Origin of the sequence: Streptomyces sp. NBC_01481 (assembly GCF_026339995.1) — a bacterium.
Lineage (GTDB): Bacteria > Actinomycetota > Actinomycetes > Streptomycetales > Streptomycetaceae > Streptomyces.
The window spans coordinates 228276-252644 of record NZ_JAPEPT010000005.1 but is presented as its reverse complement, the minus strand read 5'-3'; the positions used below and the strand labels follow the sequence as shown (position 1 = coordinate 252644).

The 24369-nt window shown below is 69.7% G+C and carries 28 protein-coding genes and 1 pseudogene; 16 read left to right on the top strand and 13 right to left on the bottom strand.

The window, feature by feature from the left end; genetic code table 11:
- The first annotated feature begins 86 nt into the window (after positions 1 to 86).
- Positions 87 to 3329: a tetratricopeptide repeat protein gene (locus OOK40_RS27235; protein WP_266486941.1), complete on the top strand. Its 3243-nt coding sequence runs from the start codon at positions 87 to 89 to the stop codon at positions 3327 to 3329.
- Between the two features lie 163 nt (positions 3330 to 3492).
- On the opposite strand, the gene OOK40_RS27230 is transcribed toward OOK40_RS27235, so the two are convergent.
- Positions 3493 to 3747, bottom strand: a complete 255-nt coding sequence (locus tag OOK40_RS27230) for a hypothetical protein (RefSeq protein ID WP_266486940.1) — start codon at positions 3745 to 3747, stop codon at positions 3493 to 3495.
- Positions 3740 to 4621 carry a mycothiol conjugate amidase Mca gene (gene mca, locus OOK40_RS27225; protein WP_266486938.1) on the bottom strand — a complete coding sequence of 294 codons (882 nt, stop codon included), beginning with the start codon at positions 4619 to 4621 and terminating at the stop codon, positions 3740 to 3742. Before mca ends, OOK40_RS27230 begins: the two co-directional genes overlap by 8 nt.
- A gap of 108 nt (positions 4622 to 4729) precedes the next feature.
- Here mca and OOK40_RS27220 point away from each other — a divergent pair, with 108 nt between their 5' ends.
- Positions 4730 to 5131, top strand: a complete 402-nt coding sequence (locus OOK40_RS27220; RefSeq protein WP_266486936.1) for a DUF4307 domain-containing protein — start codon at positions 4730 to 4732, stop codon at positions 5129 to 5131.
- Between the two features lie 186 nt (positions 5132 to 5317).
- Positions 5318 to 5815 carry a transcription elongation factor GreA gene (gene greA / locus OOK40_RS27215; protein WP_266486935.1) on the top strand — a complete coding sequence of 166 codons (498 nt, stop codon included), beginning with the start codon at positions 5318 to 5320 and terminating at the stop codon, positions 5813 to 5815.
- 71 nt (positions 5816 to 5886) lie between these two features.
- On the opposite strand, the gene OOK40_RS27210 is transcribed toward greA, so the two are convergent.
- From OOK40_RS27210 to ilvA, 3 genes are all read right to left on the bottom strand, one after another.
- Positions 5887 to 6747: an ABC transporter permease gene (locus OOK40_RS27210; RefSeq protein ID WP_266486934.1), complete on the bottom strand. Its 861-nt coding sequence runs from the start codon at positions 6745 to 6747 to the stop codon at positions 5887 to 5889.
- Positions 6744 to 7790 carry an ATP-binding cassette domain-containing protein gene (locus OOK40_RS27205; RefSeq protein WP_266486932.1) on the bottom strand — a complete coding sequence of 349 codons (1047 nt, stop codon included), beginning with the start codon at positions 7788 to 7790 and terminating at the stop codon, positions 6744 to 6746. The genes OOK40_RS27210 and OOK40_RS27205 overlap by 4 nt, the downstream gene beginning before the upstream one ends.
- Before the next feature lie 282 nt (positions 7791 to 8072).
- The gene (gene ilvA / locus OOK40_RS27200) at positions 8073 to 9302 is read right to left on the bottom strand and encodes a threonine ammonia-lyase (protein WP_266486930.1); all 1230 of its coding nucleotides are present in this window, start codon (positions 9300 to 9302) and stop codon (positions 8073 to 8075) included.
- A 147-nt stretch (positions 9303 to 9449) separates the two neighbouring features.
- Between ilvA and OOK40_RS27195 the strand changes: the two genes are divergently transcribed.
- The 4 genes from OOK40_RS27195 to OOK40_RS27180 all read left to right on the top strand — a co-directional run bounded on the left by OOK40_RS27195 (position 9450) and on the right by OOK40_RS27180 (position 10997).
- Positions 9450 to 9962, top strand: coding sequence for a MarR family winged helix-turn-helix transcriptional regulator (locus tag OOK40_RS27195; RefSeq protein WP_266486929.1), 513 nt, complete (start codon positions 9450 to 9452; stop codon positions 9960 to 9962).
- Between the two features lie 32 nt (positions 9963 to 9994).
- Positions 9995 to 10471 carry a sigma factor-like helix-turn-helix DNA-binding protein gene (locus tag OOK40_RS27190; RefSeq protein WP_266486928.1) on the top strand — a complete coding sequence of 159 codons (477 nt, stop codon included), beginning with the start codon at positions 9995 to 9997 and terminating at the stop codon, positions 10469 to 10471.
- Positions 10468 to 10719 (top strand): hypothetical protein, encoded by a 252-nt coding sequence (locus OOK40_RS27185; RefSeq protein ID WP_266486927.1) that lies wholly within the window; start codon positions 10468 to 10470, stop codon positions 10717 to 10719. Before OOK40_RS27190 ends, OOK40_RS27185 begins: the two co-directional genes overlap by 4 nt.
- A gap of 86 nt (positions 10720 to 10805) precedes the next feature.
- Positions 10806 to 10997 (top strand): DUF1059 domain-containing protein, encoded by a 192-nt coding sequence (locus tag OOK40_RS27180; protein ID WP_266486926.1) that lies wholly within the window; start codon positions 10806 to 10808, stop codon positions 10995 to 10997.
- A gap of 93 nt (positions 10998 to 11090) precedes the next feature.
- On the opposite strand, the gene OOK40_RS27175 is transcribed toward OOK40_RS27180, so the two are convergent.
- Positions 11091 to 12245, bottom strand: a complete 1155-nt coding sequence (locus OOK40_RS27175) for a cystathionine gamma-synthase (RefSeq protein ID WP_266486925.1) — start codon at positions 12243 to 12245, stop codon at positions 11091 to 11093.
- Between the two features lie 107 nt (positions 12246 to 12352).
- On the opposite strand from OOK40_RS27175, the gene OOK40_RS27170 reads away from it, so the two are divergent.
- The 3 genes from OOK40_RS27170 (at position 12353) to OOK40_RS27160 (ending at position 14637) form a co-directional block, all read left to right on the top strand.
- Positions 12353 to 13456: a hypothetical protein gene (locus tag OOK40_RS27170; protein ID WP_266486924.1), complete on the top strand. Its 1104-nt coding sequence runs from the start codon at positions 12353 to 12355 to the stop codon at positions 13454 to 13456.
- 93 nt (positions 13457 to 13549) lie between these two features.
- Entirely contained in the window at positions 13550 to 14215 is a 666-nt protein-coding gene (gene msrA, locus OOK40_RS27165) for a peptide-methionine (S)-S-oxide reductase MsrA (RefSeq protein ID WP_266486923.1), read from the top strand.
- The gene (locus tag OOK40_RS27160; protein ID WP_266486922.1) at positions 14212 to 14637 is read left to right on the top strand and encodes a hypothetical protein; all 426 of its coding nucleotides are present in this window, start codon (positions 14212 to 14214) and stop codon (positions 14635 to 14637) included. The genes msrA and OOK40_RS27160 overlap by 4 nt, the downstream gene beginning before the upstream one ends.
- A 30-nt stretch (positions 14638 to 14667) precedes the next feature.
- Here OOK40_RS27160 and OOK40_RS27155 read toward each other — a convergent pair whose 3' ends face one another.
- Positions 14668 to 15441: a polysaccharide deacetylase family protein gene (locus OOK40_RS27155; RefSeq protein ID WP_266486921.1), complete on the bottom strand. Its 774-nt coding sequence runs from the start codon at positions 15439 to 15441 to the stop codon at positions 14668 to 14670.
- 212 nt (positions 15442 to 15653) lie between these two features.
- Here OOK40_RS27155 and OOK40_RS27150 point away from each other — a divergent pair.
- The 3 genes and pseudogenes from OOK40_RS27150 to OOK40_RS27140 form a co-directional block, all read left to right on the top strand.
- Positions 15654 to 15847 (top strand): annotated as a pseudogene (locus OOK40_RS27150) (hypothetical protein); the annotation flags it as partial.
- Between the two features lie 9 nt (positions 15848 to 15856).
- On the top strand, positions 15857 to 16960 hold the full coding sequence (locus OOK40_RS27145) for a serine hydrolase (RefSeq protein ID WP_266486920.1): 1104 nt from the start codon (positions 15857 to 15859) through the stop codon (positions 16958 to 16960).
- An 87-nt stretch (positions 16961 to 17047) separates the two neighbouring features.
- The gene (locus tag OOK40_RS27140) at positions 17048 to 17473 is read left to right on the top strand and encodes a hypothetical protein (protein ID WP_266486919.1); all 426 of its coding nucleotides are present in this window, start codon (positions 17048 to 17050) and stop codon (positions 17471 to 17473) included.
- Between the two features lie 218 nt (positions 17474 to 17691).
- On the opposite strand, the gene OOK40_RS27135 is transcribed toward OOK40_RS27140, so the two are convergent.
- From OOK40_RS27135 to OOK40_RS27125, 3 genes are all read right to left on the bottom strand, one after another.
- Positions 17692 to 18018, bottom strand: a complete 327-nt coding sequence (locus tag OOK40_RS27135; protein WP_266486918.1) for a GYD domain-containing protein — start codon at positions 18016 to 18018, stop codon at positions 17692 to 17694.
- 462 nt (positions 18019 to 18480) lie between these two features.
- Positions 18481 to 18726: a hypothetical protein gene (locus tag OOK40_RS27130; RefSeq protein WP_266486917.1), complete on the bottom strand. Its 246-nt coding sequence runs from the start codon at positions 18724 to 18726 to the stop codon at positions 18481 to 18483.
- 45 nt (positions 18727 to 18771) lie between these two features.
- On the bottom strand, positions 18772 to 19356 hold the full coding sequence (locus OOK40_RS27125; protein ID WP_266486916.1) for a DinB family protein: 585 nt from the start codon (positions 19354 to 19356) through the stop codon (positions 18772 to 18774).
- A gap of 463 nt (positions 19357 to 19819) precedes the next feature.
- Between OOK40_RS27125 and OOK40_RS27120 the strand changes: the two genes are divergently transcribed.
- Both OOK40_RS27120 and OOK40_RS27115 read left to right on the top strand, forming a co-directional pair.
- Positions 19820 to 20203: an MmcQ/YjbR family DNA-binding protein gene (locus OOK40_RS27120; RefSeq protein ID WP_266486915.1), complete on the top strand. Its 384-nt coding sequence runs from the start codon at positions 19820 to 19822 to the stop codon at positions 20201 to 20203.
- 31 nt (positions 20204 to 20234) lie between these two features.
- Complete coding sequence (locus OOK40_RS27115; protein WP_266486914.1) at positions 20235 to 20624, top strand: hypothetical protein; 390 nt, start codon at positions 20235 to 20237, stop codon at positions 20622 to 20624.
- Between the two features lie 9 nt (positions 20625 to 20633).
- On the opposite strand, the gene OOK40_RS27110 is transcribed toward OOK40_RS27115, so the two are convergent.
- Positions 20634 to 21071, bottom strand: coding sequence for a PaaI family thioesterase (locus OOK40_RS27110; RefSeq protein WP_266486913.1), 438 nt, complete (start codon positions 21069 to 21071; stop codon positions 20634 to 20636).
- Positions 21072 to 21353: 282 nt separating this feature from the next.
- On the opposite strand from OOK40_RS27110, the gene OOK40_RS27105 reads away from it, so the two are divergent.
- Positions 21354 to 22901, top strand: a complete 1548-nt coding sequence (locus tag OOK40_RS27105) for a glycosyltransferase family 87 protein (protein ID WP_266487669.1) — start codon at positions 21354 to 21356, stop codon at positions 22899 to 22901.
- Positions 22902 to 22910: 9 nt separating this feature from the next.
- On the opposite strand, the gene OOK40_RS27100 is transcribed toward OOK40_RS27105, so the two are convergent.
- Positions 22911 to 23264 carry a DUF1330 domain-containing protein gene (locus OOK40_RS27100; RefSeq protein WP_266486912.1) on the bottom strand — a complete coding sequence of 118 codons (354 nt, stop codon included), beginning with the start codon at positions 23262 to 23264 and terminating at the stop codon, positions 22911 to 22913.
- A gap of 107 nt (positions 23265 to 23371) precedes the next feature.
- Entirely contained in the window at positions 23372 to 24361 is a 990-nt protein-coding gene (locus tag OOK40_RS27095; protein WP_266486911.1) for a GNAT family N-acetyltransferase, read from the bottom strand.
- Between the last annotated feature and the right edge of the window lie 8 nt (positions 24362 to 24369).

Genomic DNA, 24369 nt, shown 5'->3' with positions numbered 1-24369 from the left:
GACACTTGTCGCCGGAACGGAACCGGAACCCGAGACGGGCCGGAACCGGTACCGGAACGGAACCGGAGCTTCGGAGGGGGACGCATATGCGGGACAGCCATCGGGCGGAAGCCGAGCGGCTGTTGGTACGCGCCGTCGAGGAAGAGGTACGGCGTTCGGGAGGGCGGGCGGACTCCTCCGTGCTGCTGGCACGCGCGCGGGCCGCCCTGGACGGTATGGCGGCGAACGCGGACGAGGAGTACGCCGCGTACCAGCAGGCGCTGGCCGAGGCGGAGGCCGGGCAGCAGCCGCTGGCCGAGCGGTTCAGTCGGCGCAATGTGTCGACTCCCTTGCTGGTGACGGCCGTTGCGGCGATCGCGGCGATCGGCGCGGATGTCGCGCTGGGCACGGCCACGGGTACCGCTCTCGGGGCCGGGGCAGTCGTCGCCGTCGCCGGGGCGGCGACGACCGTCGCCAAGGTGACCGCGTCGCACTGGCCGGCCGCGCACCGCAGGGCCGGTGCGCTCGGGCAGCCGGGCGGGGCCGAGCAGCTGCGGCTGCAGTGGCTGACGGCCCTGGAGGTACGGGGCATCCGCCCTTTCCTGGACCAGCAGCGGATGCTGGCCTCCTCCACCCGTACCGCGACGAAGAAGCCCGCCGTGGCGCCCCAGCTGCGGGGCGCGGACCGCAGCGCGGCGGCACGCAGGCGGTCCGTGCTGGAGCAGTCCTTCGGGCATCTGCCGGAGCTCGGTGGGGGTACCTCCCAGGCCGGAGGCTCTGGGGGAGGGCCGTTCGCGGGCCGCCGGGAGGCGATGACTCAGATCACGCAGTGGGTGCACGCGGCCCGCGCCTCGACGGAGACGAAGCCGACGGTCGTGGTGCTCTACGGCGATGCGGGTTCGGGGCGTACGACTCTGGCCGTGCGGGCCGCGCACCATCTCAAGGACCAGTTCCGGGGCGCGTGCGTCGTCGATCTGCGGGGCGACAGCGCCGATCCGCTGTCCACGCGGGACGCGCTGCTGCATCTGCTGAACCGGCTGGGCGCGCCGCGCGAGCAGTTGCTGTTCCGTGAGCGGTCCTCGGCGGAGCAGCAGGTGCGGCGGCTGAGCGAGTTGTATCACCAGCACCTGACGGGCCTGCCGGTGACGGTGGTGCTGGACGACGCGAGCGATGCGGCGCAGGTGCGCACGCTGGTGCCGGAGCGTTCGGACAGTCTGGTGCTGGTGACCGCGCGCAGGCCGCTCGACCTGGCGGACGACATTCCGGCGTGGGTGCACCAGCTGCCGGTCGATGCGCTGGATCCGGCGGGCGCGGAGGAGCTGCTGCGGGCGTCGGCCGAGGAGGCTTCGTCCGGTCCGTACGACGCTCAATCGGCGGACGCAGTACGGGAGTTGTGCGGCGGTCTGCCGCTGGCGCTGCGTATCGCGGGCTCCTCGCTCGGCCCCCGGACCGCGCATCAGCTCGCGGCGGACCTGGGCGCCTACGGTCCCGTGGATCCGGTCGAGCGTGCGCTGTGGCTGCGCTACACCGATCAGTCCGAGCAGGCGCGGCGGCTGCTGCGCCGGCTCGCGCTGGCCGGACGGGCCTCGCTGGGCGCGGCAGCGGCGGCCGCGCTGCTGGCCACGGACGAGCAGGAGGCGCAGCGGCTGCTGTCGGACCTCGCGAGGACGGGCCTGATCGACCATGTGCGGGCCAGCCGTTACCGGCTGCACGATGCCGTACGGTCCTTCGCCCAGGCCAGGCTTCTCGACGAGGAGGAGGCCAAGGAGCGGGCGGCCGCACAGGAGCGGCTGATCCAGAACTACGCGGACCTGGCCGGGGCCGTGATCCGCATGGTGGACGGCAAGATGTCCACGCGGGCGGGCCAGTTCGGGGCGCACGGCTTCGCCTCGCTGGACGCGGCGCTGCGCTGGCTGGACGACGAGTCGAGCTTCATCACCTCGGCGCTGCGGCACGCGGAGGGCGTGAACCAGCAGACGGTGCTGGGTCTGCTGGGCGCGCTGTGCGACTACTGCCTGCTGCGCGGCGACCTGTACCGCCTCGGCGAGATCAGTGAGCTCTCGCAGGCGGTGGACCAGGGGCTGCTGGAGCGCTCCGTACGCTGGCGTACCGGCATCGCGGCCCGTCAGCTCGGCGAGCTCGACAAGGCCCGTACGACCCTCTCGTCCGTCGTGGGCCTCTACCGGGAGGCGCAGAACGACTCGGGTACGGCCCTCGCGCTCTGCTCGCTCGGCATCACCCTGCACCACCAGGGCAATCTCACCGAGGCCGCGGCGAAGCTGCACGAGGCGATCGAGCTGCAGTCGTCCGACGAGCAGGCCGAGGACCGGGCGTGGTCGCTGCACGCGCTGGCCGCAGTCGAGCGCGACCGGGCCAATCTCGCGGAGGCGCTGACCCTGCTGGCGACGGCGCTGACCCTGCACCGGGAGGGCGAGTCGCTCCACGGCGAGGCCTGGACGCATTTCCAGCTGGGACAGGTGTGCCTGCGCATGGGCGACGTCCCGCGCGCCGAGTCGGAGCTGCGTACGGCGCTGGATCTGTACGGCCGCACCCGTGACGGCCGCGGTGAGGCGTGGGCGCTGACCCAGCTGGCCAGGGCGCGTCTGGTGGACGGCGACCCGGCCCCCGCGGTGGATCAGCTGCGCCAGGCGCTCTCCCGGCACCGGGACAACGAGGACGCGCGCGGTGAGGCGTGGACGCTGTACTACCTCGGCCAGGCGCTGGAGGAGGGCGGCGACCGCGACCAGGCGGTACGGGAGCTGGAGCGGGCCCGGACGATGTTCTCGCGGATGCGTGACGTCTACGGTCTGGCCTGCGCCCGCCACCACTCGGGCCGCGTCACCCGCGACCAGCGCGCGGCCCAGACCGGCAACCTCCGTAACTCCGGCTTCGCCCGCCAGCTCCTGGTCGACGCCCGCGCCGACTTCCACCGCATCGGGGTGGCTCACGGCGAGGCGTGGACCTGCCTGGAACTGGCGCTGATCGACGCGGGCAACAACCGCGCGGCGCAGGCGCTGGCGCTGTGCGACGAGGCGACGGAGCTGTTCGCCTCGTACCAGGACGACCGCGGCTCGGACTGGGCACGCTTCCTGCGCTGCACGCTGCTGCCGTTCGCGTCGCCGGGCGGCATAGAGGTCGGCACGGTGGTGGCCCAGGAGGAGCTGGCTCAGCTGATGGGTACGTCGCATTCCTCGCGCGACGGCAAGCTGGAGGACTGCGCGGAGGCGCTGGCGGTGATGCTGGAGCGCGGCGTCCACCTGGAGGACGGCTGGCAGGCCTGGCACCTGGGAATGGTTCCGAACCGCCACGCGCGCGAGGTGATGGGCGTCCCGGTCACGGCGTCGACGTAGCCGTCAAACGCCGGGCAGGCTGAGTTTTCAGCCTGCCCGGCGTTTGAGGACATGCGGCCGAAGGTCGCATACGGGGTCTGGGGGCTTGCCCCCAGTTCGGGAAGAGGCGGGTCGGGGACAAGGCCCGCCGCAGGCGTCACGTCACCCCCGCCCCCTCACGGCCTCACGCCGCCGCAGGGCCCGACGTCCCCCGGGATTCCTTGGACGCCCCGTCCCCCTTCGGATCCGGCGCCTCCTCGAAGTTGACCTTCCCCATGTGCCGGTTCATCGACTTCATCAGCAGCCACACCCCCACGGCCAGCGCCGCGAAGACAAGAAAGCCCAGGACACCGGGCGTGACCTTGTTGTCGTCGACCTCCTTGGCCAGAGGGACGAGATGCGTCAGTGCGAGGTTTGCGCTTGCGCTCATATCAGTCATTCTCGCGGATGCCCGCGAAGAGGTCGTCCTCGGGGAGGGAGGTATCGACCAGAGACTTCGCCAGCTCGTACTCCTCGGTCGGCCAGACCTTCTTCTGGATGTCCATCGGAACCCGGAACCAGCCGCCGTCGGGGTCGATCTGCGTCGCGTGCGCGATCAGCGCCTTGTCGCGGATCTCGAAGAAGTCCGCGCACGGTACGTACGTGGTCAGCGTGCGCTCGGCGCGCTGGAACTCCTTCCAGCGCTCCAGCCACTCCCCGTACGGCGACTCCATGCCGCGCTCCAGCAGCGCCTCGTGCAGCGCGACCGTGCGCGGCCGGTTGAAGCCCTGGTTGTAGTAGAGCTTCTGCGGCTGCCAGACGGGCCCGAACTCGGACTCGGGGAACTTCTCCGCGTCCCCCGCGCCGTCGAAGGCGACCATCGAGATCTTGTGGGTCATGATGTGGTCGGGGTGGGGGTACCCGCCGTTCTCGTCGTAGGTCGTGATGACCTGCGGGCGGTAGGAACGGATGGACCTCACCAGTCGCCCGGCGGCCACGTCGACGTCCTCGAGGGCGAAACAGCCCTCGGGAAGCGGCGGCAGCGGGTCGCCCTCGGGCAGGCCGGAGTCGACGAAGCCGAGCCATTCCTGGCTCACCCCGAGGATCTCGCGCGCCTCGTCCATCTCCTTCTTGCGCACTTCGTGGATGTGCTCCTCGATGTACGCGTCCCCCTGGAGCTTGGGATTGAGGATGGAGCCACGCTCGCCTCCCGTGCAGGTCACGACCAGCACGTCCACCCCCTCGGACACATACTTGGCCATCGTGGCCGCGCCCTTGCTCGACTCGTCGTCGGGGTGGGCGTGAACGGCCATCAGTCGCAGCTGCTCAGTCAAGACTCGATCCTCAATGATTCGTCGCGTACGGCGGCTTCTATAGTGACCGAATCGGGGGACGGAAAATTCCGGCAGCCCCATCCCGAGCCCAGCCCGAGAGGAATTGTCATGGCCGCGGTGCGCGAGCAGCTTCCGGAGGGCCGCTACGGCCGCTCGGCTGACGACCGTGCCGACCGCAAGCTCAAGATCGTGGGCGCGGGCCTTGGCGTCGCACTGCTCGGGATCATCGGCTGGTTCGGATACGACTACATCGCCGGACAGAAGATCAGCGCCGAAGTGATCAAGTTCAGCGTCACGTCCGACACCGAGGTGCAGGTGCACCTGGAAGTACGCAAGAACGCGGACGCCACCGGCACCTGCACGCTGCGTTCCCGCTCCGAGGACGGCAGCGAGGTGGGACGCCTGGATGTCGCTGTTGGCCAGGGCAGGACGCGTATCGACGAGGTCGTCAAGGTGCGCACGACGGCGCGCGGGACCAGCGCCGAGCTGGTGCAGTGCACCGCCCGCTGACAGCGGATCCCCTGCCTGATCGCCTGGCGGGTCTCGCTCGCTGACCTGCGGTGATGTAATTCTGATGGCTTTCGTCCTCCCCCTTGGGCCTCGGAATTGTTAGGCTCGTGGTTTCGCCCATCCATGGAGGCACATCCTTCTGGGTAGGGCGATGCTTTGTATTCCCAGTACCTACGAGGAGCACCTGTGACCCAGACCAGCGAGAACGTCACCTGGCTCACCCAGGAGGCGTACAACCAGCTCAGGGCCGAGCTGGAGTACCTGTCTGGTCCCGCGCGCACGGAGATCGCCGCCAAGATCGCGGCTGCGCGTGAGGAGGGCGACCTGCGGGAGAACGGCGGGTACCACGCGGCCAAGGAGGAGCAGGGCAAGCAGGAGCTCCGTGTGCGCCAGCTGACCCAGCTCCTGGAGAACGCGAAGGTCGGCGAGGCGCCGACCGCCGAGGGCGTCGTTGCGCCCGGCATGGTCGTGACGATCGCCTTCGACGGTGACGAGGACGACACCGAGACCTTCCTGCTCGCTTCGCGCGAGTACGCCTCCGACGCCATCGCGACGTACTCCCCGCAGTCGCCGCTGGGCAGCGGCGTGAACGGCAAGAAGGTCGGCGAGTTCGCCGAGTACGAGCTGCCGAACGGCAAGGCGGCCTCGGTCAAGGTCCTGGCAGCCAGGCCGTACAGCGCCTGAGCCCGCCACTGGACAGCACGGCAAAAGGGCCGGACCGCACATCGCGGTCCGGCCCTCCGCTGTATGCATGATCAGGCAGTCGCCGAGCGGTACTTGCGGACCGCCAAAGTCCGGAAGACCACAATGATCAGGATCGACCAGATGAGCGAGGCCCAGACCGCGTGCTGCATGGGCCAGGCATCCGATACCGGATAGTTGGGCGGCAGGTTGCCGAAGAGCGCCCGACATGCCTGGACGGTGGCGCTGAACGGGTTCCAGTTGGCGAGGGTCTGCAGGAACGCCGGCATGTTCTCGGACGGCACAAAGGCGTTCGAGATGAACGTCAGCGGGAACAGCCAGATCAGACCGCCGGAGGTGGCCGCCTCGGGAGTTCGTACGGAAAGGCCGATCAGCGCGCCGATCCAGGAGAATGCATACCCGAGGAGCAGCAACAGGCCGAAGCCGGCGAGCACTTTGCCGAAGTTCTCGTGGGTGCGCCAGCCGACGAGGACAGCGACGATCGCAAGCACCACAAGCGTCAATGCCGTCTGGACCAGGTCGGCCAGCGTGCGCCCGGTGAGAACCGCGCCGCGGGCCATCGGGAGCGACCGGAAGCGATCGATGAGGCCCTTGTGCATGTCGTCGGCGATGCCGGCACCGGCGCCCGCCGTCGCGAATGTGACGGTTTGGGCAAAGATGCCGGCCATCAAGAACTCGCGGTAGCCGGCGGCGCTGAGTCCGGAACCGGGCACGCTGATCGATCCGCCGAAGACGTAGCTGAACAGCACCACGAACATGATCGGCTGGATCATTCCGAAGATGATCATCTCCGGGATCCGGGTCATCCGGATCAGATTGCGCTTGGCGACGACGAGCGAGTCGTTGATCGACTGGACGACGCCGCCGCGCGGCTTGGGTGCCGCGAGCCTCACGGCGTCCGTTGCGGTGGTCACTTCACGGACTCCTTCCGGGACTTCCTGGCCTTCGCGTCCTTGGGATCCTTGGCGTCCTTGGCGTCCTTGGCGCCCTGCGACTGCCCGTTCTCCTCGTCCTGGAGCTCGGCGGCATGGCCGGTCAGGGATATGAAGACGTCGTCGAGGGTGGGGCGGCGCAGACCGATGTCGTCGATCTCGACGCCCCGGGTGTCCAGTTCACGGATGACCTCGGCGAGCAGCTTGGCGCCGCCGGTGACCGGGACGGTGAGCTTGCGGGTGTGCTCGGCGATGGCGACCTCGCCCTTGCCGAAGCCCAGCAGCACCTCGCGGGCCGGGGTGATCTGGTCCGGGTGCTGCACGACGACCTCGACGCGCTCGCCGCCCGTCTGGGCCTTGAGCTGGTCGGCAGTGCCGCGGGCGATGACCTTGCCGTGGTCGATGACGCAGATGTCGTGGGCGAGGTGGTCGGCTTCTTCGAGGTACTGGGTGGTGAGCAGCAGTGTCGTACCGCCGCCGACCAGTTCTTCGATGACCTCCCACAGCTGCATCCGGTTGCGCGGGTCGAGTCCGGTGGTCGGCTCGTCCATGAACATCACGGGCGGGGAGACGACCAGCGCGGCGGCGAGGTCGAGCCGCCGGCGCATGCCGCCGGAGTACGTCTTGGCGGGACGGTCGGCGGCGTCCGCGAGGTTGAAGCGGTCGAGCAGTTCGCCCGCCCGCACCTTCGCGTCACGTGCGCTCATCTGGTAGAGCTGGCCGACCATCTGGAGGTTCTCGCGGCCGGTCAAGTACTCGTCGACCGCGGCGAACTGGCCGGAGAGGCCGATGCAGCGGCGGACTTCGTTCGGGTGCTTCAGGACGTCCATACCGGCGACGACCGCCTTGCCGCTGTCGGGCTGCAGCAGGGTGGTCAGTACGCGCACGGCTGTGGTCTTGCCGGCTCCGTTGGGGCCGAGAAGACCCAGAACCGTGCCCTCCGGGACGTCGAGGTCGACGCCGTCCAGAGCCCTTACATCGCCGAAGGTCTTCACCAGGCCTTCGGCGTAGATGGCGCCTGGCATGTGGGTTCTCCCAAGGTGGCAGGTGGGTGGGTCACTTCTTGTGAAGAGGTGCGTAGAAAGAAGGGGCGCGTAGCGATACGACGAGATGTGGGCGTGTGTGGGATGTCCCGCACCTGGCGGGAGCATGGCAAGACCTTCACCGTAACGCGATACATCGCGACACTCAAGACTGTCGCGAGTGCGCGTGCAGAGAAAGTCCAAAGGGCCTGTCAGCGCCGCGTCAGGCTGTGTCAGCTTGCGCCGACCGCCGGCGCCGGAGGCCACGAGAGCGCCCTCACGGGCTCAGCTCATGACCGTGTAACCCGCGTCGCGCAGCGTCGCCGCCACCAGTTCGCAGTGCTCAGGACCCTTCGTCTCCAGCTGCAACTCCACCTCCGCCTCCGTGAGTCCGAGCCGCGGATCGGTCCTTACGTGACTCACATCAAGGACGTTAGCGTCGACCACTGACAACGAGCCCAGCAGTGCGGCGAGCGCACCAGGCCGGTCCGTCAGCCGCAGCCTCAGCGACAGATAGCGGCCGGCTGCCGCCATTCCGTGCCGCAGGATGCGCTGCATCAGCAGCGGGTCCACATTGCCGCCCGACAGCAGGGCGACGACCGGACCCTTGAACGACCGCGGGTCGCTCAGCAGCGCCGCCACCGGACTCGCCCCGGCGGGCTCGACCACCAGCTTCGCCCGCTCGAGGCAGAGCAGCAGGGCACTGGAGAGCTCGTCCTCGGAGACCGTACGGACCTCGTCGATGAGATCGCCAATGATTTTGAACGGAACATCTCCGGGGCAGCCCACCTTGATCCCGTCCGCCATCGTCGACGGTGCGTCGATCGACACGGGATGCCCGGCGGCGAGCGAGGGCGGATACGCGGCCGCGCCCTCCGCCTGCACGCCGATCAGCTTCACATCGGGCCGCACCGCCTTCACCGCGACCGCGATACCGGCTGCGAGCCCGCCGCCGCCGATGCCGACGACGATCGACCGCACCTCGGGGCACTGCTCCAGGATTTCGAGGCCGACGGTGCCCTGCCCGGCGATGATGTCCGGGTGGTCGAAGGGGTGGATGAACACAGCGCCCGTCTCGTGCGCGTACTCCTGCGCGGCGGCCAGGGTCTCGTCGATGACCTGACCGTGCAGCCGCACCTCGGCGCCGTACTCCCGCGTCGCCGCGACCTTCGGCAGCGGCGCCCCCATCGGCATGAACACGGTGGAGCGCACTCCGAGCAGCGAGGATGCCAGTGCCACCCCCTGCGCGTGATTGCCGGCGGAGGCCGCGACGACTCCCGCGGCCCGCTCCACCGGCGAGAGCCCGGAGATCCGTACGTACGCGCCGCGCAGCTTGAAGGACCCCGTCCGCTGGAGGTTCTCGCACTTGAGATGAACGGGCGCGCCCACCAGCTGCGACAGATGCCTGCTGCCCTCCATCGCGGTCATCCTGGCGACCCCGGCGAGCATCTTCTGAGCCCCCCGGATGTCGTCGAGGATGACGGGGCGAAAGGTGCCAGACGTACTGAAGCTCATGACGTCAAGCATCGCAGCTCACCGGGCCGACGGCTGTCCCGATACCGGGCTTCCCCACTGGTTTGCGCAGCCCTGGTACACACCGGGTTTTTGCCGCGTACTCTGTCCCCCACCAACCGACCGCCGCACGAGAGAGCCCCCCTAGCCATGCCCACTTCTCAGGACATGACGACCCATCTCGACCCCGGCCTCCTCGATGCCCTCCAGCACCAGGTCGCCGTCTTCGCACGCCGCGCGGAACAGACCCGGCTCGGCGGAGTCGGCCAGGTCCGCAACTCCATGGACCGTGCCGCGTATCTGCTGCTCAACCGGCTCGACAAGGAAGGCCCGATGGGCGTCAAGGCGCTGGCCGCGGGGATGGGCATCGACTCCTCGACCGTCACCCGCCAGGTCGCGCCGCTCGTCGACACCGGGCTGGTCAAGCGCACCTCGCACCCCGAGGACGGCCGCGCCGTCGTGCTCCAGCTGTCCCCGCGGGGCCAGGCCAGGCTCGAAGAGGTCCGCTCCTCGCGGCGCGAGCTGATGGCACAGGTGACGGACGGCTGGACGGAGACGGAGCGCGAATCGTTCTGCACTCTGCTCACTCGATTCAACACCGCTCTCTCCGCCCGCCAGGCCGGTCTGCCGCCCGTGGACACGGAGACGTCGCCGACCTCTTGACCCCGGCGCCTGATCTGCTCCTATATGAGGACGTGAGCGAGCGGCAGACGGGACAAGGGCGTCGCCGTGCCCGGGAGTTCGAGGCGTTCGTCGCGGGCGCGGCGCCACGGCTGCTGCATGCCGCGACCCTGCTCACCGCCGAGCCCCCGGGCGCCAATCCGCACGCCGAGCAGCTGCTGACCGCCGCGCTCGCCCATACGTACGCGCAATGGGACCGGCTGCGCGGCGAGGATCCGTACGACCGCACCCGCCAGGAACTCGCCGCCCGCTTCGCCCGCAGCGCCTGGCGCCACCACCGGGTGCGCGGCGGGGTGCTGGAACGTCTCACCCCGCAGGAGCGCCTGATTCTGGTGCTGCGTCTTTACGAGGGTGTGGCGGAGGAACAGACTGCAGCGCTGATCGGGCTCCCGGTGGAACGCGTCCGCGCGATCTTCACGCGCGCGGTGCGGAGGATGTGCGCGAGTCCTCCCACGCCGCCGCCGCACACCCAGGTCCAGGCGGCGTCATGAGCGGCCGGGAGCGCAAGGAGACCGAGGTCCGACGGATGCTGGAGACCCCTCATCCGCCGGTCCCGGCCGATCTCGCCGCCCGCGCCGCGGAGCACGGCACCCGGCTGCTGCGCCGCCATCGGGCACTGCGCCGTGCGCTGTGGCTGCTGCTGGTGGCCGCGGCGATCGCGTTCGCCCTCTGGGCGACGGTGGCGCAGCCGTGGGTGGTGGCGCCGTCGGACACGACGCCCCCGCTGGAGGGCTGGTAGGCCGCCCCTTCTCTGCCCTGACCTGCCGGAGCGGCTCGGATCTATCCTGGAAAAAGCGGCGTACAGACCGATCCCAGGAGGTCGTCATGACCAGGAAAGTCGCCGATTGCCGCAGGTTCCCGAGCGTGATGGACTGCTCGCTCACCATCTCCGGTGAGGAAGAGGAAGTCGTACGGGCAGCAGCCGAGCACGCGGTCTCCGTCCATGGACACGTGGACAGCCTGGAGCTGCGCTCGGAGATCCGTGAATCGCTCGAGGACGAGAAGGTCACCGCGTGACGCCCGGCGCCCGGCGCCTGATACATGACGTCCTCTGACGTGCTCGCCGGGCGGGCCGATGCTCAGCCCGCCCGGCGATGGTGACCGTTGGGGTCAGCCCAGCGCCTGCTGAAGATCCGCCAGCAGATCGTCGGCCGACTCGATGCCCACCGAAACCCGCACCAGGTCCGCCGGGACCTCCAGTGCGGAGCCCGCCACCGAGGCGTGCGTCATCCGTCCTGGGTGCTCGATCAGCGACTCGACGCCGCCCAGCGACTCGCCGAGCGTGAACAGCTTGGCGCGGTTGCAGACCTCGACCGCCGCCTCCTCGCCGCCCTGGACCCGGAAGGAGACCATGCCGCCGAAGTGCTTCATCTGCTTGGCGGCGGTCTCGTGGCCCGGGTGTTCCGGCAGGCCCGGGTAGAGGACCTGGGTGACCTTGGGGTGGCTGGTGAGCATCTCGGCGACCCGGGTGGCGTTCTCGCTGTGCCGGTCCATCCGGACGGGCAGCGTCTTGATGCCGCGCAGCACCAGCCATGCGTCGAACGGGCCCGCGACGGCGCCCATCGCGTTCTGGTGGTACGCCAGTTCCTCGCCCACGGCCGCGTCCGCCGCGATCAGCGCGCCGCCGACGACGTCCGAGTGCCCGCCCATGTACTTGGTCAGCGAGTGCACGACGATGTCCGCGCCGAGCGAGATCGGCTGCTGGAGATAGGGGCTCGCGAAGGTGTTGTCCACGACGAGCCGCGCGCCCGCGCCCCGCGCGATCTCGGCGACCGCCTCGATGTCGGTGATGCCGAGGAGCGGGTTGGACGGGGTCTCGACCCAGATCACCTTGGTCTTGGGGGTGACTGCCGCCCGTACCGCCGCCGGGTCGGAGGTGTTGGCCACCGACCACTCGACGCCCCACCGGGAGACGACCTTGGCGAAGAGCCGGAAGGTGCCCCCGTACGCGTCGTTCGGGATCACCACATGGTCGCCCGGTTCCAGCAGCGTACGCAGCAGGCAGTCCTCCGCCGCGAGTCCGGACGCGAAGGCGAGCCCGCGCCGGCCGCCCTCCAGCGCCGCGAGGTTCTCCTCCAGCGCGGTACGCGTCGGGTTGGCGCTGCGGCTGTACTCGTAGCCGCCGCGCAGTCCTCCCACACCGTCCTGCTTGTAGGTGGACACCTGGTAGATGGGCGGGACGACCGCGCCCGTCAGCGGGTCTGCCGTGTTGCCCGCGTGGATGGCGAGAGTCTCGAAGCTGTGCAAACTGTGCTGGTCGCTCATGAGCCCCGAGCGTAGTCGCGCCGGAGCGACTGCGCGGCCCGGCCCCGAACGCTGTCCGGTACCCACCGCCCCGATGACGGCGCGGCGCCGTCCGGGACAATGGGCTCATGGAGATTCTCTGGTTCCTGATCGCGCTGTGCATGCTGACCGCGGTCATCGGTCCCCTCGTGCTGCGCCGGCGCTCCGGCATCCGGCAGGTCGCCCCCGGCTCGCCCGACGCCGCCGACCCGGACACGTACGGATTCGTACGCCAGGAGGAGCTGGACATCCGTCTCCCGGGACCGGACCAGGACCTCCTCGACGTACTCGAAGTCGTCCAGCGCACCCAGGACTGGCGGGCGGCATCCCAGCTGCTCGCCGGCACCCCGAAGGAGGGCGAGGTCCGCTGGCAGCGCGTGCAGGCCTTCGCCGGGGCCGCCTCCGTGGAGCTCCAGCAGCAGCCCGGCGTCGGCGGCGCGTGGCTGCGCGCCTGGCGCCTCGACTCCCCCAAGGACGCGGGCGGAGCGCAGGTGCACGCCGAGTTCCTGGTGCAGCAGGCGTGGCGTTCGTCGACCGCGGGCACGGACGACTTCCGGATCATCCTGGAGGAAGCCCGTACGGTCTGCGGCGAGGCGGCCCTGCTCTCACCGGGCGACCCCGTTCCGTACATCGTCGAACTCGCCGTCGGCCGCGGACTCGGCTACTCCCACGAGCAGTTCGACCAGGTGTGGGCGAAGGTCATCGACCGCGCGCCCGAGCACATGGGAGCGCATCTGGCCGCGCTGCACTACTGGTGCGAGAAGTGGCACGGCTCCCGCGAGGACGCGGACCACTTCGCGACGACGGCCGCGGCCCGCGCCCCGCAGGGGTCGCTGCTGGCGGCGCTGCCGCTGTTCGCGGTGTACGAGCACCTGCCCGAGGTCAATCTGGTGCAGAGCTTCTACCGGAGCGAGGTCGTCAACAAGGCGATGGAGGGCGCGCTCTTCGCGGTGCACGCTGCCCGTCCCGACGACCCGATGCTCGCGCACGTACGGCACCTGCTCGTCCTCTTCCTCGTACGGTCGGAGAGGTGGGCGGAGGCGATGAACCAGCTGGTGCACGTCGACGGCCACATCGGCGCACTGCCGTGGACGCTGAGCGGGGACCCGGCGGCGGACTACACGGTGTACCGGAACCTGGCGGTGGCGGGTTACGAGGCCAACGGCGGGAGCCCGGCAACGCTGCCGCACTGACCGGGTGGGTGTGCCCGTGGGGTGCGCAGCGCCGGGAATTCCGGCGCCGCACCAATCGTTCTCACCGGTGTCGCCACCTCAAGGAGAGCCCGCATGTTCCTGTCACGCCGCACCCCCGAGCTCCCCACCCCCGACCAGGCCCTCCGCGGCCGCCCGGAGCCCGAATTCTCCGTCCCCGCCCGCCACACGGTCCTGGGCAACCCGCTACTCGGGCCGTACCCCGAGGGCCTTGAGACCGCGGACTTCGGCCTGGGCTGTTTCTGGGGCGCGGAGCGCAAGTTCTGGCAGACGGAGGGCGTCTGGACGACGCTGGTCGGCTACCAGGGCGGCCACACCCCGAACCCCACCTACGACGAGGCCTGCTCGGGCATGACGGGCCACACCGAGGCGGTGCGCGTCGTCTTCGACCCGAAGGTCGTCTCGTACGAGTCGCTGCTGAAGCTGTTCTGGGAGTCCCACGACCCGACGCAGGGCTTCCGCCAGGGCAATGACGTGGGCACGCAGTACCGCTCGGCGATCTACACTCACTCGGCCGCCCATGCCGAGACGGCGGCGTCGTCGCGCGAGGCGTACCAGCGAGTCCTGACGGGCTCGGGGTACGGCACGATCACGACGGAACTGCTGCCGGCGGAGGGCCGCCCGTTCTACCCGGCCGAGGCATATCACCAGCAGTACTTGGACAAGAACCCGGCGGGCTACTGCGGGATCGGCGGGACTGGGGTTTCTTGCCCGATCGGCGTCGCAAAGGCTGATGGGTGAGCTCCGACTTCACCCCCGAGCTGTTGGCGGGGCTGTGGCAGGAACGGCGGCCGTCGGGTCCGCTCATCGCCCACACGTTCCGCAGTACGTACTGCGACCGGTGGGTGCGCTTCCACAGCCTCCCCGAATCGAAGCGCTACCCGGAGTCCGAGGACGAGTACGCGATCGTGCTCGACCGGTACAACACGATCCTCGACGAACTGTTCGCGGGCACGGACGTGTTCGTGGTGACCATGGACTGGTCGTACACGCCGACCGGGCCCGCCGGCCACCCGTCACCACGAAAGAGCCCGGCTGCACAGCCAGCACACCGACTGGCTCTCCAGCCACCCAGCGGGGCTCTGACACCAGCAGCAGGAAGGCCGACGCCACCACAGCGCATCCGGCAAGGTGGGCGGTCCGCAGGCTCGGACAGGTCATGACGCTCGGACGCCGGGACCGACCAGGGCCGCTCAACGCACCGGGAAGCCGCAGGAGTAGCCCTGCTCCTTGAGCCAGGGGAGGATCCGGCGCAGGGCCTCGACGGTCTGGGAACGGTCGCCGCCCGCGTCGTGGAAGAGGAGCGTCGGCCCATGGGGCAGCTCCCGCTCGACGGTGGCGACGATGGCGTCCGTGCCCGGTCGTTCGAAGTCCTTGGTGTCCACGTTCCAGCCCAGCGGGCGCATCCCCCGGGAAGCCGCGAGCTTACGGCTGTGAGGGGTGAAGGCCCCGCCGGGCGCCCGGTAGTACATCGGCCGTACACCTCCGGACGCCTCGGTGATCATGCGTTCGGCGTCGCGTATCTGCTGCGACTGGTAGGCCTGGGACTTCTTGTCCATGGTGGTGTCGTGCGACACCGAGTGGTTGCACAGCCGGTGCCCGGCCGCGACCACCTTCTTCACGAGGTCCGGGTGGGCCTGCGCCTGCCTCCCCACCATGCAGAACGTGGCCTTCACCCCGTACTCCCGCAGCACGTCCAGCACTTGAGGGGTCCACACCGGGTCGGGGCCGTCGTCGATGGTGATGTTGACGCCACGCGTCCCCTTGTCCGAGGCGTGCGCGATGGTCACCGCGACCTGCTTGACGTCACTTCCCGGAGTCGCCGACGCGGCCGCCTTGGGCGACGAGCCGCCCACGGTACCGGCCTGCGCCGTCCACACCGAGGCACCGGTGGTGAGCACCGTCACCCCGAGCGCCGCCCCGATCAGCTTGCCGTACCAGCCCCGCCCGCCACCGTGCCGTGCCATGTCCGTCCCGCTTTCGCCCAGTCCCTCGCCGATCCCCGGTCACTTTGCGACCACCTGGCAGGACGAGGGGCGGCGGCCACGGGATGCGTCCGTTACCGATCACGGACAATCTCGGGGGAGTTCACGGACAACTCGGCCGGCAGCGGCCAGAACCGGTCCGGTTGGCCCGATCCCAGGGCGGCGGCCACGGTGCGGGCTGTCGTTCCACTGACCAGCAGTACTTGGCCAAGAACCCTGCGGGCTACTGCGGGACCGGCTGGACGGGCGTCAAGCCAAGTACCCCGTTCGACACGAGCGGGGGGCGTCCTGTCCGACCGGCATCGCCCCTGCGCCGGAAGCCACTGAGGGATGGTCGCCGACAGCGGGCCGGGAATTCAGTTGCCTCGCGTCACCCCAAGCTGGCTAGATTCTCCGCATGGCGGACATTCAGGGCTCATACGATGATCTGTTCACTGCCGTGCCCGGCGCGCTGGCGGCATTGCTGGACGAGGGAGACACCGGTGGCTCGGTGGCCGTCTTCGTGGACGGCCGGCCGGTGGTGGACGTCTGGGGCGGATTCACCGACACAGACCGTACGATCCCGTGGCAGCGCGACACGATCGTCAACGTCTGGTCCGTCACCAAGACGATGACCGCGCTGTGCGCGCTGGTTCTCGCCGACCGTGGCGAACTCGACCTGGCCGCGCCGGTCGCCCGGTACTGGCCGGAGTTCGCCGCGGCGGGCAAAGAGAAGGTGCTGGTACGCCACCTGCTCGCGCACACAGCTGGCTTGCCCGACTGGGACGGGCCGGTGGCGGAGCTGTACGACTGGACGTCCGCCACGGCACGACTGGCTGCGCAAGCCCCGCAATGGGAGCCGGGCAGCGAGGCCGGATACCACTCGCTCACCCAGGGATTCCTCGTGGGCGAGGTCGTACGCCGCATCACCGGCCGGACTCTGGGCGCGTTCTTCGCCGACGAGGTTGCCGGCCCGCTGGGCGCGGACTTCCACATCGGCCTGCCCGCCGAGCACGACCACCGGGTGGCGCTCACGATCCCGCCACAGTCCCGGGACGACGGCTACGCCGCGAGTGCCCCCGCCGGCGGCGCGACTCCCGCCGGGACCCCGATACGGGTCCACGACGGGAACAGCGTGGCCTGGCGCCGTGCGCAAATCCCTGCGGCGAACGGTCTCGGCAACGCCCGCTCGGTCGCCCTCGTCCAGTCCGTGATGGCCTGTGGAGGAACGGTGCGGGGGGCGCGGCTGCTGTCGCAGGCGGGTTGTGACCGTGCCCGGGAGGAGCAGTTCCACGGCGATGACCGCGTCCTGGGCATGCCGATGCGCTGGGGTATGGGCTACGGACTGTTCGGCAACACCTATGGGTGGGGCGGTTGGGGCGGCTCACTGGTCATGATCGATCCTGACGCCCGTATGGCAGTGGCGTATGTGACACATCAGATGCGCGAACCCGCGGACGACAATCGGGGACTGGCGATCGTCACGGCCGCGTATGACGGGCTCAGTGGTCTGCGCGCCTGATCCAACGGTCACATGGCAGCACAGGCTCGGCGGGACGGGGGTCTCCTGCCCGATCGGCGTGGCGAAGGCGGACAGCTGACTCGACAGATGAGAACGACGTCGTACCGGTTGCGGCGAGCCCCATGGGGTATCGCCATCGACCTGACCGCCGAGGTGAGCCTGACCCCGGAACCACCGGTAGGTGGCGAACTGGTCGGCGACCGGGTGTGGCTCGACCTCGCCCCCGTCCTCAATCATCCGCCCTCCGACCGCTCGGGCTTGCGGATCACCGGGGATGAAGCGGCTTGGTTGCGGCGTGGCGTGGCCTTGGCCGCAGGCTCCATCGCGGCCCAGAACCCGTCATTGCACACCACGGTCACAGTCCAACGAGTCCTGTTTCCCCTCACGGACTTTCAGCCTGAGGGCCTCGCCGCAGCGGTACTTGAGTGGACCGAGAAGGAGTTCGGCCTGACTTCCTACCCTGTGGAAGCAGAGTTCGATCAGCGCGCCAATCGGTACGTCTACACCTGGTAGTCGAGGGCCATCAGCCCAGGTAGGACCGGTCCCCGTCTTCCAGGAAGTGCTGGATGCGCAGTCGCTGCGTGTGGTGCATGGGGAGACCGGCGAGTTCCTGGTTCCCCGCACGATCTCGCACCGGTCTGCCACCGACCTCTTCGTCCCGTACCACCGGGGGACAGTCGTTGAGGTCACAGGGGCTGATCCCCCGGCAGGCAGGCGTGTATCCCGAGCCGCTACGCGCCAGGAGCCCGGTACTGGACTTGCTCGGCTTTGCGCAGGGCATCCATTGTTTCATCAACGGTCAGGAGCACTGTCGTCTCAAACGACCTAAGCGCGCCGCCTCCCCCGATCGCCAGCGCAACCGCGGCCATGGACACGTTGTCGGGGGCCTCCCACAGGTTGTAGCCGTCGTGCGTACCGAAGGCATACCAGAAGCCATGGAGCTTCCCGCCGACGGACTCGATGTACGACTGAGCGGCCTGCGCGCGGTCCTCGGGACGGACGATCAGCCTCGCCCAAGTCTCCGGCGTGTAGCTGAACCTCGATAGATAGAGCGGCATCATGTCTCCCTTTAGCTCCATCAAGGGATGCCCCCGCGGGAGGGAAACGCGCCCGATGCGGCCCGCGTATCCCCCGAACGGCCGCGGACGAAGACCGGTACGGCCACCAGCCGTCGCGTGAGCGACCCACCCGGGCGGTGTGGAGAGCGCCGTGCTCACGACCGCTGCTTCGACGTGCGCAGCGACGGCAGCTGGCCGCTGATCGCTTTGGCTTGCGGCGCCTCGCCTGCGCCGGCTGACCCCCTGGTGCGCTCTTGCGCCACCTGACGGTCAGTCACCGTCAAAGGCTGGACGTTGCTCCACTGCGAAAGGCATGCGCGGGAGGTGGCCGGATGTTGGGCTCACCAAACCCGTCGTGCTTGTTCGCACCGGACACGGCGACGGCGAGCGGGATGCCCTGGGCATCGGACACCACGTGCAGCTTGCTGCCCTTCTTGCCGCGATCGACCGGGTTCGGCCCGGTCAGCGATCCCCCCTTTTGGCGCGAACGGAGGCCGCGTCGACGATCTCCGAGGTCCAGTCCACCTCGCCCAGGGCCCCGAGTTCGTCCAGCACCGCCCGGTGCAGCCGACGCCACAGGCCGGCCTCGGTCCGTACCGTGAAGCGGCGATGCGCGGTGGCGGGCGACGTGCCGAACGTCGGCGGCAACGGGGCGGCCAGCTCCCAGAGTTCATCAGGAACCAGACGCTTCGATAGATCAGCACCCACGACCGGCATCATGCCGCACGAACATCAAGTCACGTGAGACAACCTCTAAGCCTTGATTGGTGCGGCCGACCTGGCGGCCTGCTCGATCTTCGCGCAGTAGGCTGCACGGGCTTCCTCGTCGATCTGCTTCTCGAGTTCGGCGCGCAACCCGGTCCGGCCGTCGAGGCCCTCGCGCAGGATATCGGCGTGCCCGGCATGCCGGATGGACTCGCCGAGGACATGGACCATGATGGCGAACAGGTTCGTGTCGGCATAAGGCTCCGGCCACCACGGCACGTGGCCGGGGGCGTCGAGGGGAAGCTCGTTGATCGTCGCGTCCGAGTGTTCCCACGTGCGCCGGTAGAACCCGATGATCTGATCGCGGGTCTCGTCCTCGGTCGCCCACAGATCGCTGCCGTTGGAGTCCTGCCACCGGGGCAGCGGTTCCGGGGAAGGGCGGTCGAAGACCTCGCCGAAGTACCTGGCCTCGACGGTGGCCACGTGTTTGACCAGGCCGAGGAGGTTGGTCCCGGTCGCTGTCAAAGGTCGGCGGGCGTCGTATTCGGACAAGCCGTCGAGTTTCCAGAGCAGCGCCTTGCGGTCCCGCCGCAGTCTCCCGTGCAGGTTGTCTTTCGCGAATTCATCGATCATGCGGCACGAGCCTGCCATGGGCTGCTCGCGGTCTCAAGATCCCGTACGTGGTCCGCAACGACTGGCAGAGCCGAGGCCTGGCCATGGCCGCCGCCCTGACCTGCTACAAGAAGCTCGCGAAACTTGCCACGTGAGACACCCTCCAAGCCTCGACCTCTCGGGCAGCGGGCCGATCTTCGAGGCCGAATGCACGTCGTGCGGGGACTCGTCGGGGGGGCGGACGAGAAGGATATTCCGGAGATCTGGTGTCTGCGGCACGCGGGCCGGACCGGGCACACAGGATTCCGCGGGATCACTACTGCGTTCTTCCGGGCGGCTCTCCTCTCTCCGGAGAGGGTGAGCCAGCCACTCTCTCGAACGCCCCAAACGCTTAGTCCTGGGTCAGGCGGGGCCGACTGTCCCGCCGATCCTGCCAGGCACGGCTAGCGTGGGACGGGACAGACCGCGCGATCGGGAGGACGGGATGGCGGCACCACCGAAGCACGCCCTGGCGAAGTGGGAGAAATTGCGGGCTTTTGCCCTGGGGCTGCCCGGTGCCGGCGAGGAATTCCCGTGGGGCGACACCGTCGTCAAGGTCAACAAGAAGATCTTCGTCTTTCTGGGAGTGAACGACGGCAGCTATCCGCTGGGTGTCGGTGTCAAGCTCAAGGACGAGGCGATGCACGCCCATGCCCTGTCCTGCCCGGGTGCGGAGCCGTCAGGCTATGGGCTGGGGAAGGCGGGCTGGGTGCAGATCCCGCTCGCCGTGAAGGGTGCACCGTCGGCGGAGGTGCTCTTCGACTGGGTCGAGGAGAGCTACCGCACCATCGCCACGAAGAAGCTGATCGCCGAACTCGACGCCCGCTGATCGTGGCTCCCCCGGGCCCTGACCTGTCGCTTTGCGTGAACGGCGTACTCCCGACGGCACCCGACCGGCCACGCGGTTCTACTGGGACCGGAGTTCACCGTCGACCGAGGAGCGGATCAGCATGGCTGTTGTGTTGTCGTTGCGCTGGGCCGGTGTCACGCCCGAGCAGTACAACGCGGTTCGTGACGAGGTGCGCTGGGAAGAGAATGCGCCGGACGGGGCCGTCCTGCACGTGGCCTGGTTCGAAGGGGGCGGGTTGCACGTGACCGACGTATGGAACAGCCAAGGGGAATTCGAGCGCTTCTTCGCCGAGCAGCTCGCACCCGCTGTCCAGAAAGCCGGCATCGCAGGGCAGCCCGACACCCGGTTCACGCCGCTCCACCGGCGCTTCGTGGCGCCCGGCGTCAGCGGTTCGGCCTGAGGGCTTCCCTTAACGAATGGTCTGGATTCGCGCGGTCGCGGTCGCCACAGCCACCGGTCTGTCGTCAGGGCCGATGAGCTCACCGGCGAGAAAGCACACGTCCTTGCCGCGCTGCACAATCCGTCCCCGCCCCGTCAGCCGTCCGGGGCGGGCGGGGCGGAGGAACTGAACATGCAGATCGAGCGTCGGCGCGAACTGGTTCTCCGGCAACGTCGCGACCAGCGCCGGACCCAGAGTGTCATCGAGCATCGCGGCCAAGAACCCGCCCTGGATCACGCCGACGGGGTTCGCGAACTGATCGCCCGCCTGGAATGCCACCTCGATAGTCCCCTGTTCCGGATCCACCCCCACCAGCTCCCAGCCGAGAAGCACCGCCGCAGGGGGCGGTGGGACCCGGCCTGCCTGCACGTCCCAGAACAACCCACGCCTTTGCGTATCCATCTCCATGCGCCACATTGAACAGGCCGCCACTGACAGCCTCGTGAGGCGACTCTTGCGCGCCTGCACGACGCCTCGCGCCTGGGCCGGATCGACGGCACCTCGGTCGACGGCTGGGCTCGCAGCCGGAACCCGCGCCCCGCGCCTTCGTACGGCTCGGCGACGGGCGGACGCCGGCTCCTCGCCGTTAGGGTTTGCGCCGTGGGGATCAGTGAACAGGCGGAGAGCGTCCGGAGTGACGCAGGCGAGCGGGACGCATCACCCTGGTGGCGCGTCCCGCTCGTCGCGCGCGTGCCGGTCGTCGCACGGGTTCCGGCTGTCGCGATCGCAGTCGTCGTGCCGCTCTACGCCCTGTGGGCGTTCTGGCTCGCCACCGGCGGTGGCGATCTGGCCGCGCAGCTCGCCTGGGCCAGCTTCATGGAACGGCATCCCGCCTCCGCGTACAACCTCTCCTGGTACGGCGGCACCCACACCGCCAACTACAGCCTCCTCGCTCCCCCGCTGATGGCCGTCTTCGGCGTACGCGCCGTGTCCGTGGCCGCCGGGCTTGCCGGGACCTGGGTGCTGGCCCGTCTGTTCGTACGCAGCGGAGTGCCGCGGCCGGTCTGGCCCGCCGTTCTCGGGGCGGTGGCGCTCTGGTCCAACGTCGCCTCCGGTCGTACGACCTTCGCGCTGGGCGTCGCGATCGGGCTGCTCGCGCTGCTGTACGTACACAGGACCGCCGTTGCAGCGCTGTGCACGGCGCTGGCGGCCATGGCCAGTCCCGTCGCGGGGCTGTTCCTGGTGGTGGCGGGGGCGGCGTATCTGCTGGACCGGCAGTGGCGCAGGGCCGCCGCGCTCGTGCTGCCGCCGTTCGTCGTGGTGGGTGTGGTGACGCTGCTCTTCCCCTTCCAGGGCGAGCAGCCCATGGCGACCGGCAAGTTGTGGATGCCGCTGGCCGCGTCGGCCGCGGTCGCCGTCGCCGCGCCGCGCGGGCGCGAGTGGCGGGTGGTGAGGTACGGGGCCGCCGTGTACGGCCTCGGCGTCGTCCTGACCTATCTCATCGCCTCGCCGATCGGCACGAACGTCGAGCGTCTCGTCGGTCTCGTCGGACCGCCGGTGCTCCTCGCGGCGGTACTCGCGGGCGGGCTCCTCAGGTTCCTGCGCGCCGTTCTCGCGGCCGCCCTCGCCCTCAACACGTACTGGCTGATCGACAAGACCAACGACGACCTGGTGGTCTCCAACGACGTGCCCGCGTGGGCGGCGCACACCGACGGTGTCGTACGCGAATTGCAGAGGCTGGGCGCCGGCCGCACCCGAGTGGAGGTCGTCCCCGCCCGCAATCACCGCGAGGCGTCCCTCCTCGCCCCGCACATCAATATGGCGCGCGGCTGGAACCGCCAGCTCGATGTGGAGCGCGGGCGGCTGTTCTACGACGGGTCGCTGACCCCGGCGACGTACCGCCAGTGGCTCGACCGGTGGGCGGTCGGCCTGGTCGTGCTGCACCACGGGCGTCCCGACGGGCCCGCGGAGGCCGAGGCGGCGATCGTCAGGAGCGGGCCGGGCTGGCTGGAGCGGGTGTGGCAGGACGAGGGCTGGTCGGTCTACCGGGTGCGGGACGCGGTTCCGCTCGTGTCCTCCCCGGCGACGGTGGTGCGCGGCGACGACGCGGAGCTGGTGGTACGGATGCCGGCGGCCGGGTCGGTGAGGGTGCGGGTGGCGTACTCCCCGTGGCTGCGGGCGCGGGGGGCGTGCCTGCGGCAGGAGGGCGAGTGGACGCGGCTTACGGTGCCACGGGCCGGTGAGTACCGGCTTGACTCGCCCTACCGCGTGTCGCGCTCGGCCGACTCGGACTGCTGAACGCGGTGGTCAGCCCACCGCAGCCTGTTCCCTCCTGAGCCGGTCCGCGGTGACCGACGCGTCGTACCCCGGAGCCACGCCCTCGACCAGGACCACGTCGCCCGCCATGTGCCGGGTGCGCAGCGGCACAAGCTCCTGATACGCCTCGGATTCGTACCAGCCGCGCGCCTCGTCCATCCCCGGGAAGCCGATGATGACGAGAGCGCCCGGCCACTCACCCTCGCGGACTTCGACGCTCGCGCCGTGGACGAGGAAACGGCCGCCGAAGGGGTCGAGCGTGGACTGGATCCGCTCCATGTAGACGAAGATCTCGTCGTCGAGGTCGGCGGAAGGAAGCAGATGACCGATGGCGTAGGCGTTCATGATGTCCTCCTGGTGCGTGCTGATTTCGGCTGTCCTCGATCCTGCCGGGGACACGGAACAGTGTCGATTACGCCTGAGGTAATCAGCGGGAGCCCGCCGGCCCGCGGTCAGAGTTTGGCCTGGAAGACCGCGGCCGTCCGCTCGCGCCGGTAGCCGAGCTGCTCGTTGACCGCCAGCATCGGCCCGTTGTCGTCGGCGACGCTCGTCGCGATCTCCCGTACGCCGGGCTGCGCGAGGCTCACCGCCCCCAGCATGTGCCGCTTGACCGCACGGCCGAGTCCGCGGCCCCGGTGATCCGGGGTGACCACCGTGTCGTACTGGACGGCGCGTTCGTCCGACGGGTCGCGCAGGACCAGTTCGGTGTACGCGGCGACACTGTCACCGCTCGCCGCGTGGAGCACCGCCGAGGAAAGGATCACCCCGCCCCGGTCCAGGATCACCTGCGCCGCCGCCCGCACGCTGTCGGCGTCCCACGTGGGCACCTGCTCGTCCATGTCGCCGCTCGGGGCGTCCTCCATGGCGTTGTGCGCCGCGGCGAACGCTTCCGCGTGGGTGTCGGGCACGACGCCCGGCCACTGGGCGTACGCATAGCCCTCGGGGAGCTCCGCCGGCCGCGGGTGTGCTTCGAGCGCGTCGCGCACATTCTGTACGTACCACCCCAGCGGCAGCACGTTCTCGAAGCCGAGCCCCGTCGCGAACTTCTCGCCCGCGCCGCCGAGTTCGAGCATCGTGGAGACCGAGGTCCGCCCATCGGCGGTGAGTTCGGCGCGCACGGCCTGCCAGAGCGCGGCGCCGACGCCGCGGCGTCTGGCACGCGGGTGGACGGCGAGCACGTCGAGGAAGGCAGTGTGCCGGTTGCCCTCGTCGGTGAACAGCAGCAGCGAGGCCACACCGTCGTACGCGCCGTCCGGCGCCGTGGCCGCGAGACGGACGGTACGCCCGTGCACCGATGACCGGCTGAGCTTCCCCTCGGTCTCGACCCGCCCGGGCGCGGGAACCGCGGCCGGTAGGTCGTGGCGGTGGGCAGCGGTGACCACGTCGTGCCAGGCGTCGACGGCGGTCGCGCGCGGCGGGACGGCGAGAGGGGTGATCGTCATAGCCGGGA

Excerpts from the sequence above, each read along its gene's own strand:
- OOK40_RS27235 (WP_266486941.1), top strand. The coding sequence starts at position 87 with ATGCGGGACAGCCATCGGGCGGAAGCCGAGCGGCTGTTGGTACGCGCC.
- OOK40_RS27230 (WP_266486940.1), bottom strand. The coding sequence starts at position 3,747 with ATGACTGATATGAGCGCAAGCGCAAACCTCGCACTGACGCATCTCGTC.
- OOK40_RS27220 (WP_266486936.1), top strand. The coding sequence starts at position 4,730 with ATGGCCGCGGTGCGCGAGCAGCTTCCGGAGGGCCGCTACGGCCGCTCG.
- OOK40_RS27205 (WP_266486932.1), bottom strand. The coding sequence starts at position 7,790 with ATGCCAGGCGCCATCTACGCCGAAGGCCTGGTGAAGACCTTCGGCGAT.
- ilvA (WP_266486930.1), bottom strand. The coding sequence starts at position 9,302 with ATGAGCTTCAGTACGTCTGGCACCTTTCGCCCCGTCATCCTCGACGAC.
- OOK40_RS27195 (WP_266486929.1), top strand. The coding sequence starts at position 9,450 with ATGCCCACTTCTCAGGACATGACGACCCATCTCGACCCCGGCCTCCTC.
- OOK40_RS27185 (WP_266486927.1), top strand. The coding sequence starts at position 10,468 with ATGAGCGGCCGGGAGCGCAAGGAGACCGAGGTCCGACGGATGCTGGAG.
- OOK40_RS27180 (WP_266486926.1), top strand. The coding sequence starts at position 10,806 with ATGACCAGGAAAGTCGCCGATTGCCGCAGGTTCCCGAGCGTGATGGAC.
- OOK40_RS27175 (WP_266486925.1), bottom strand. The coding sequence starts at position 12,245 with ATGAGCGACCAGCACAGTTTGCACAGCTTCGAGACTCTCGCCATCCAC.
- OOK40_RS27170 (WP_266486924.1), top strand. The coding sequence starts at position 12,353 with ATGGAGATTCTCTGGTTCCTGATCGCGCTGTGCATGCTGACCGCGGTC.
- msrA (WP_266486923.1), top strand. The coding sequence starts at position 13,550 with ATGTTCCTGTCACGCCGCACCCCCGAGCTCCCCACCCCCGACCAGGCC.
- OOK40_RS27155 (WP_266486921.1), bottom strand. The coding sequence starts at position 15,441 with ATGGCACGGCACGGTGGCGGGCGGGGCTGGTACGGCAAGCTGATCGGG.
- OOK40_RS27145 (WP_266486920.1), top strand. The coding sequence starts at position 15,857 with ATGGCGGACATTCAGGGCTCATACGATGATCTGTTCACTGCCGTGCCC.
- OOK40_RS27140 (WP_266486919.1), top strand. The coding sequence starts at position 17,048 with ATGAGAACGACGTCGTACCGGTTGCGGCGAGCCCCATGGGGTATCGCC.
- OOK40_RS27135 (WP_266486918.1), bottom strand. The coding sequence starts at position 18,018 with ATGCCGCTCTATCTATCGAGGTTCAGCTACACGCCGGAGACTTGGGCG.
- OOK40_RS27125 (WP_266486916.1), bottom strand. The coding sequence starts at position 19,356 with ATGATCGATGAATTCGCGAAAGACAACCTGCACGGGAGACTGCGGCGG.
- OOK40_RS27120 (WP_266486915.1), top strand. The coding sequence starts at position 19,820 with ATGGCGGCACCACCGAAGCACGCCCTGGCGAAGTGGGAGAAATTGCGG.
- OOK40_RS27110 (WP_266486913.1), bottom strand. The coding sequence starts at position 21,071 with ATGGAGATGGATACGCAAAGGCGTGGGTTGTTCTGGGACGTGCAGGCA.
- OOK40_RS27100 (WP_266486912.1), bottom strand. The coding sequence starts at position 23,264 with ATGAACGCCTACGCCATCGGTCATCTGCTTCCTTCCGCCGACCTCGAC.
- OOK40_RS27095 (WP_266486911.1), bottom strand. The coding sequence starts at position 24,361 with ATGACGATCACCCCTCTCGCCGTCCCGCCGCGCGCGACCGCCGTCGAC.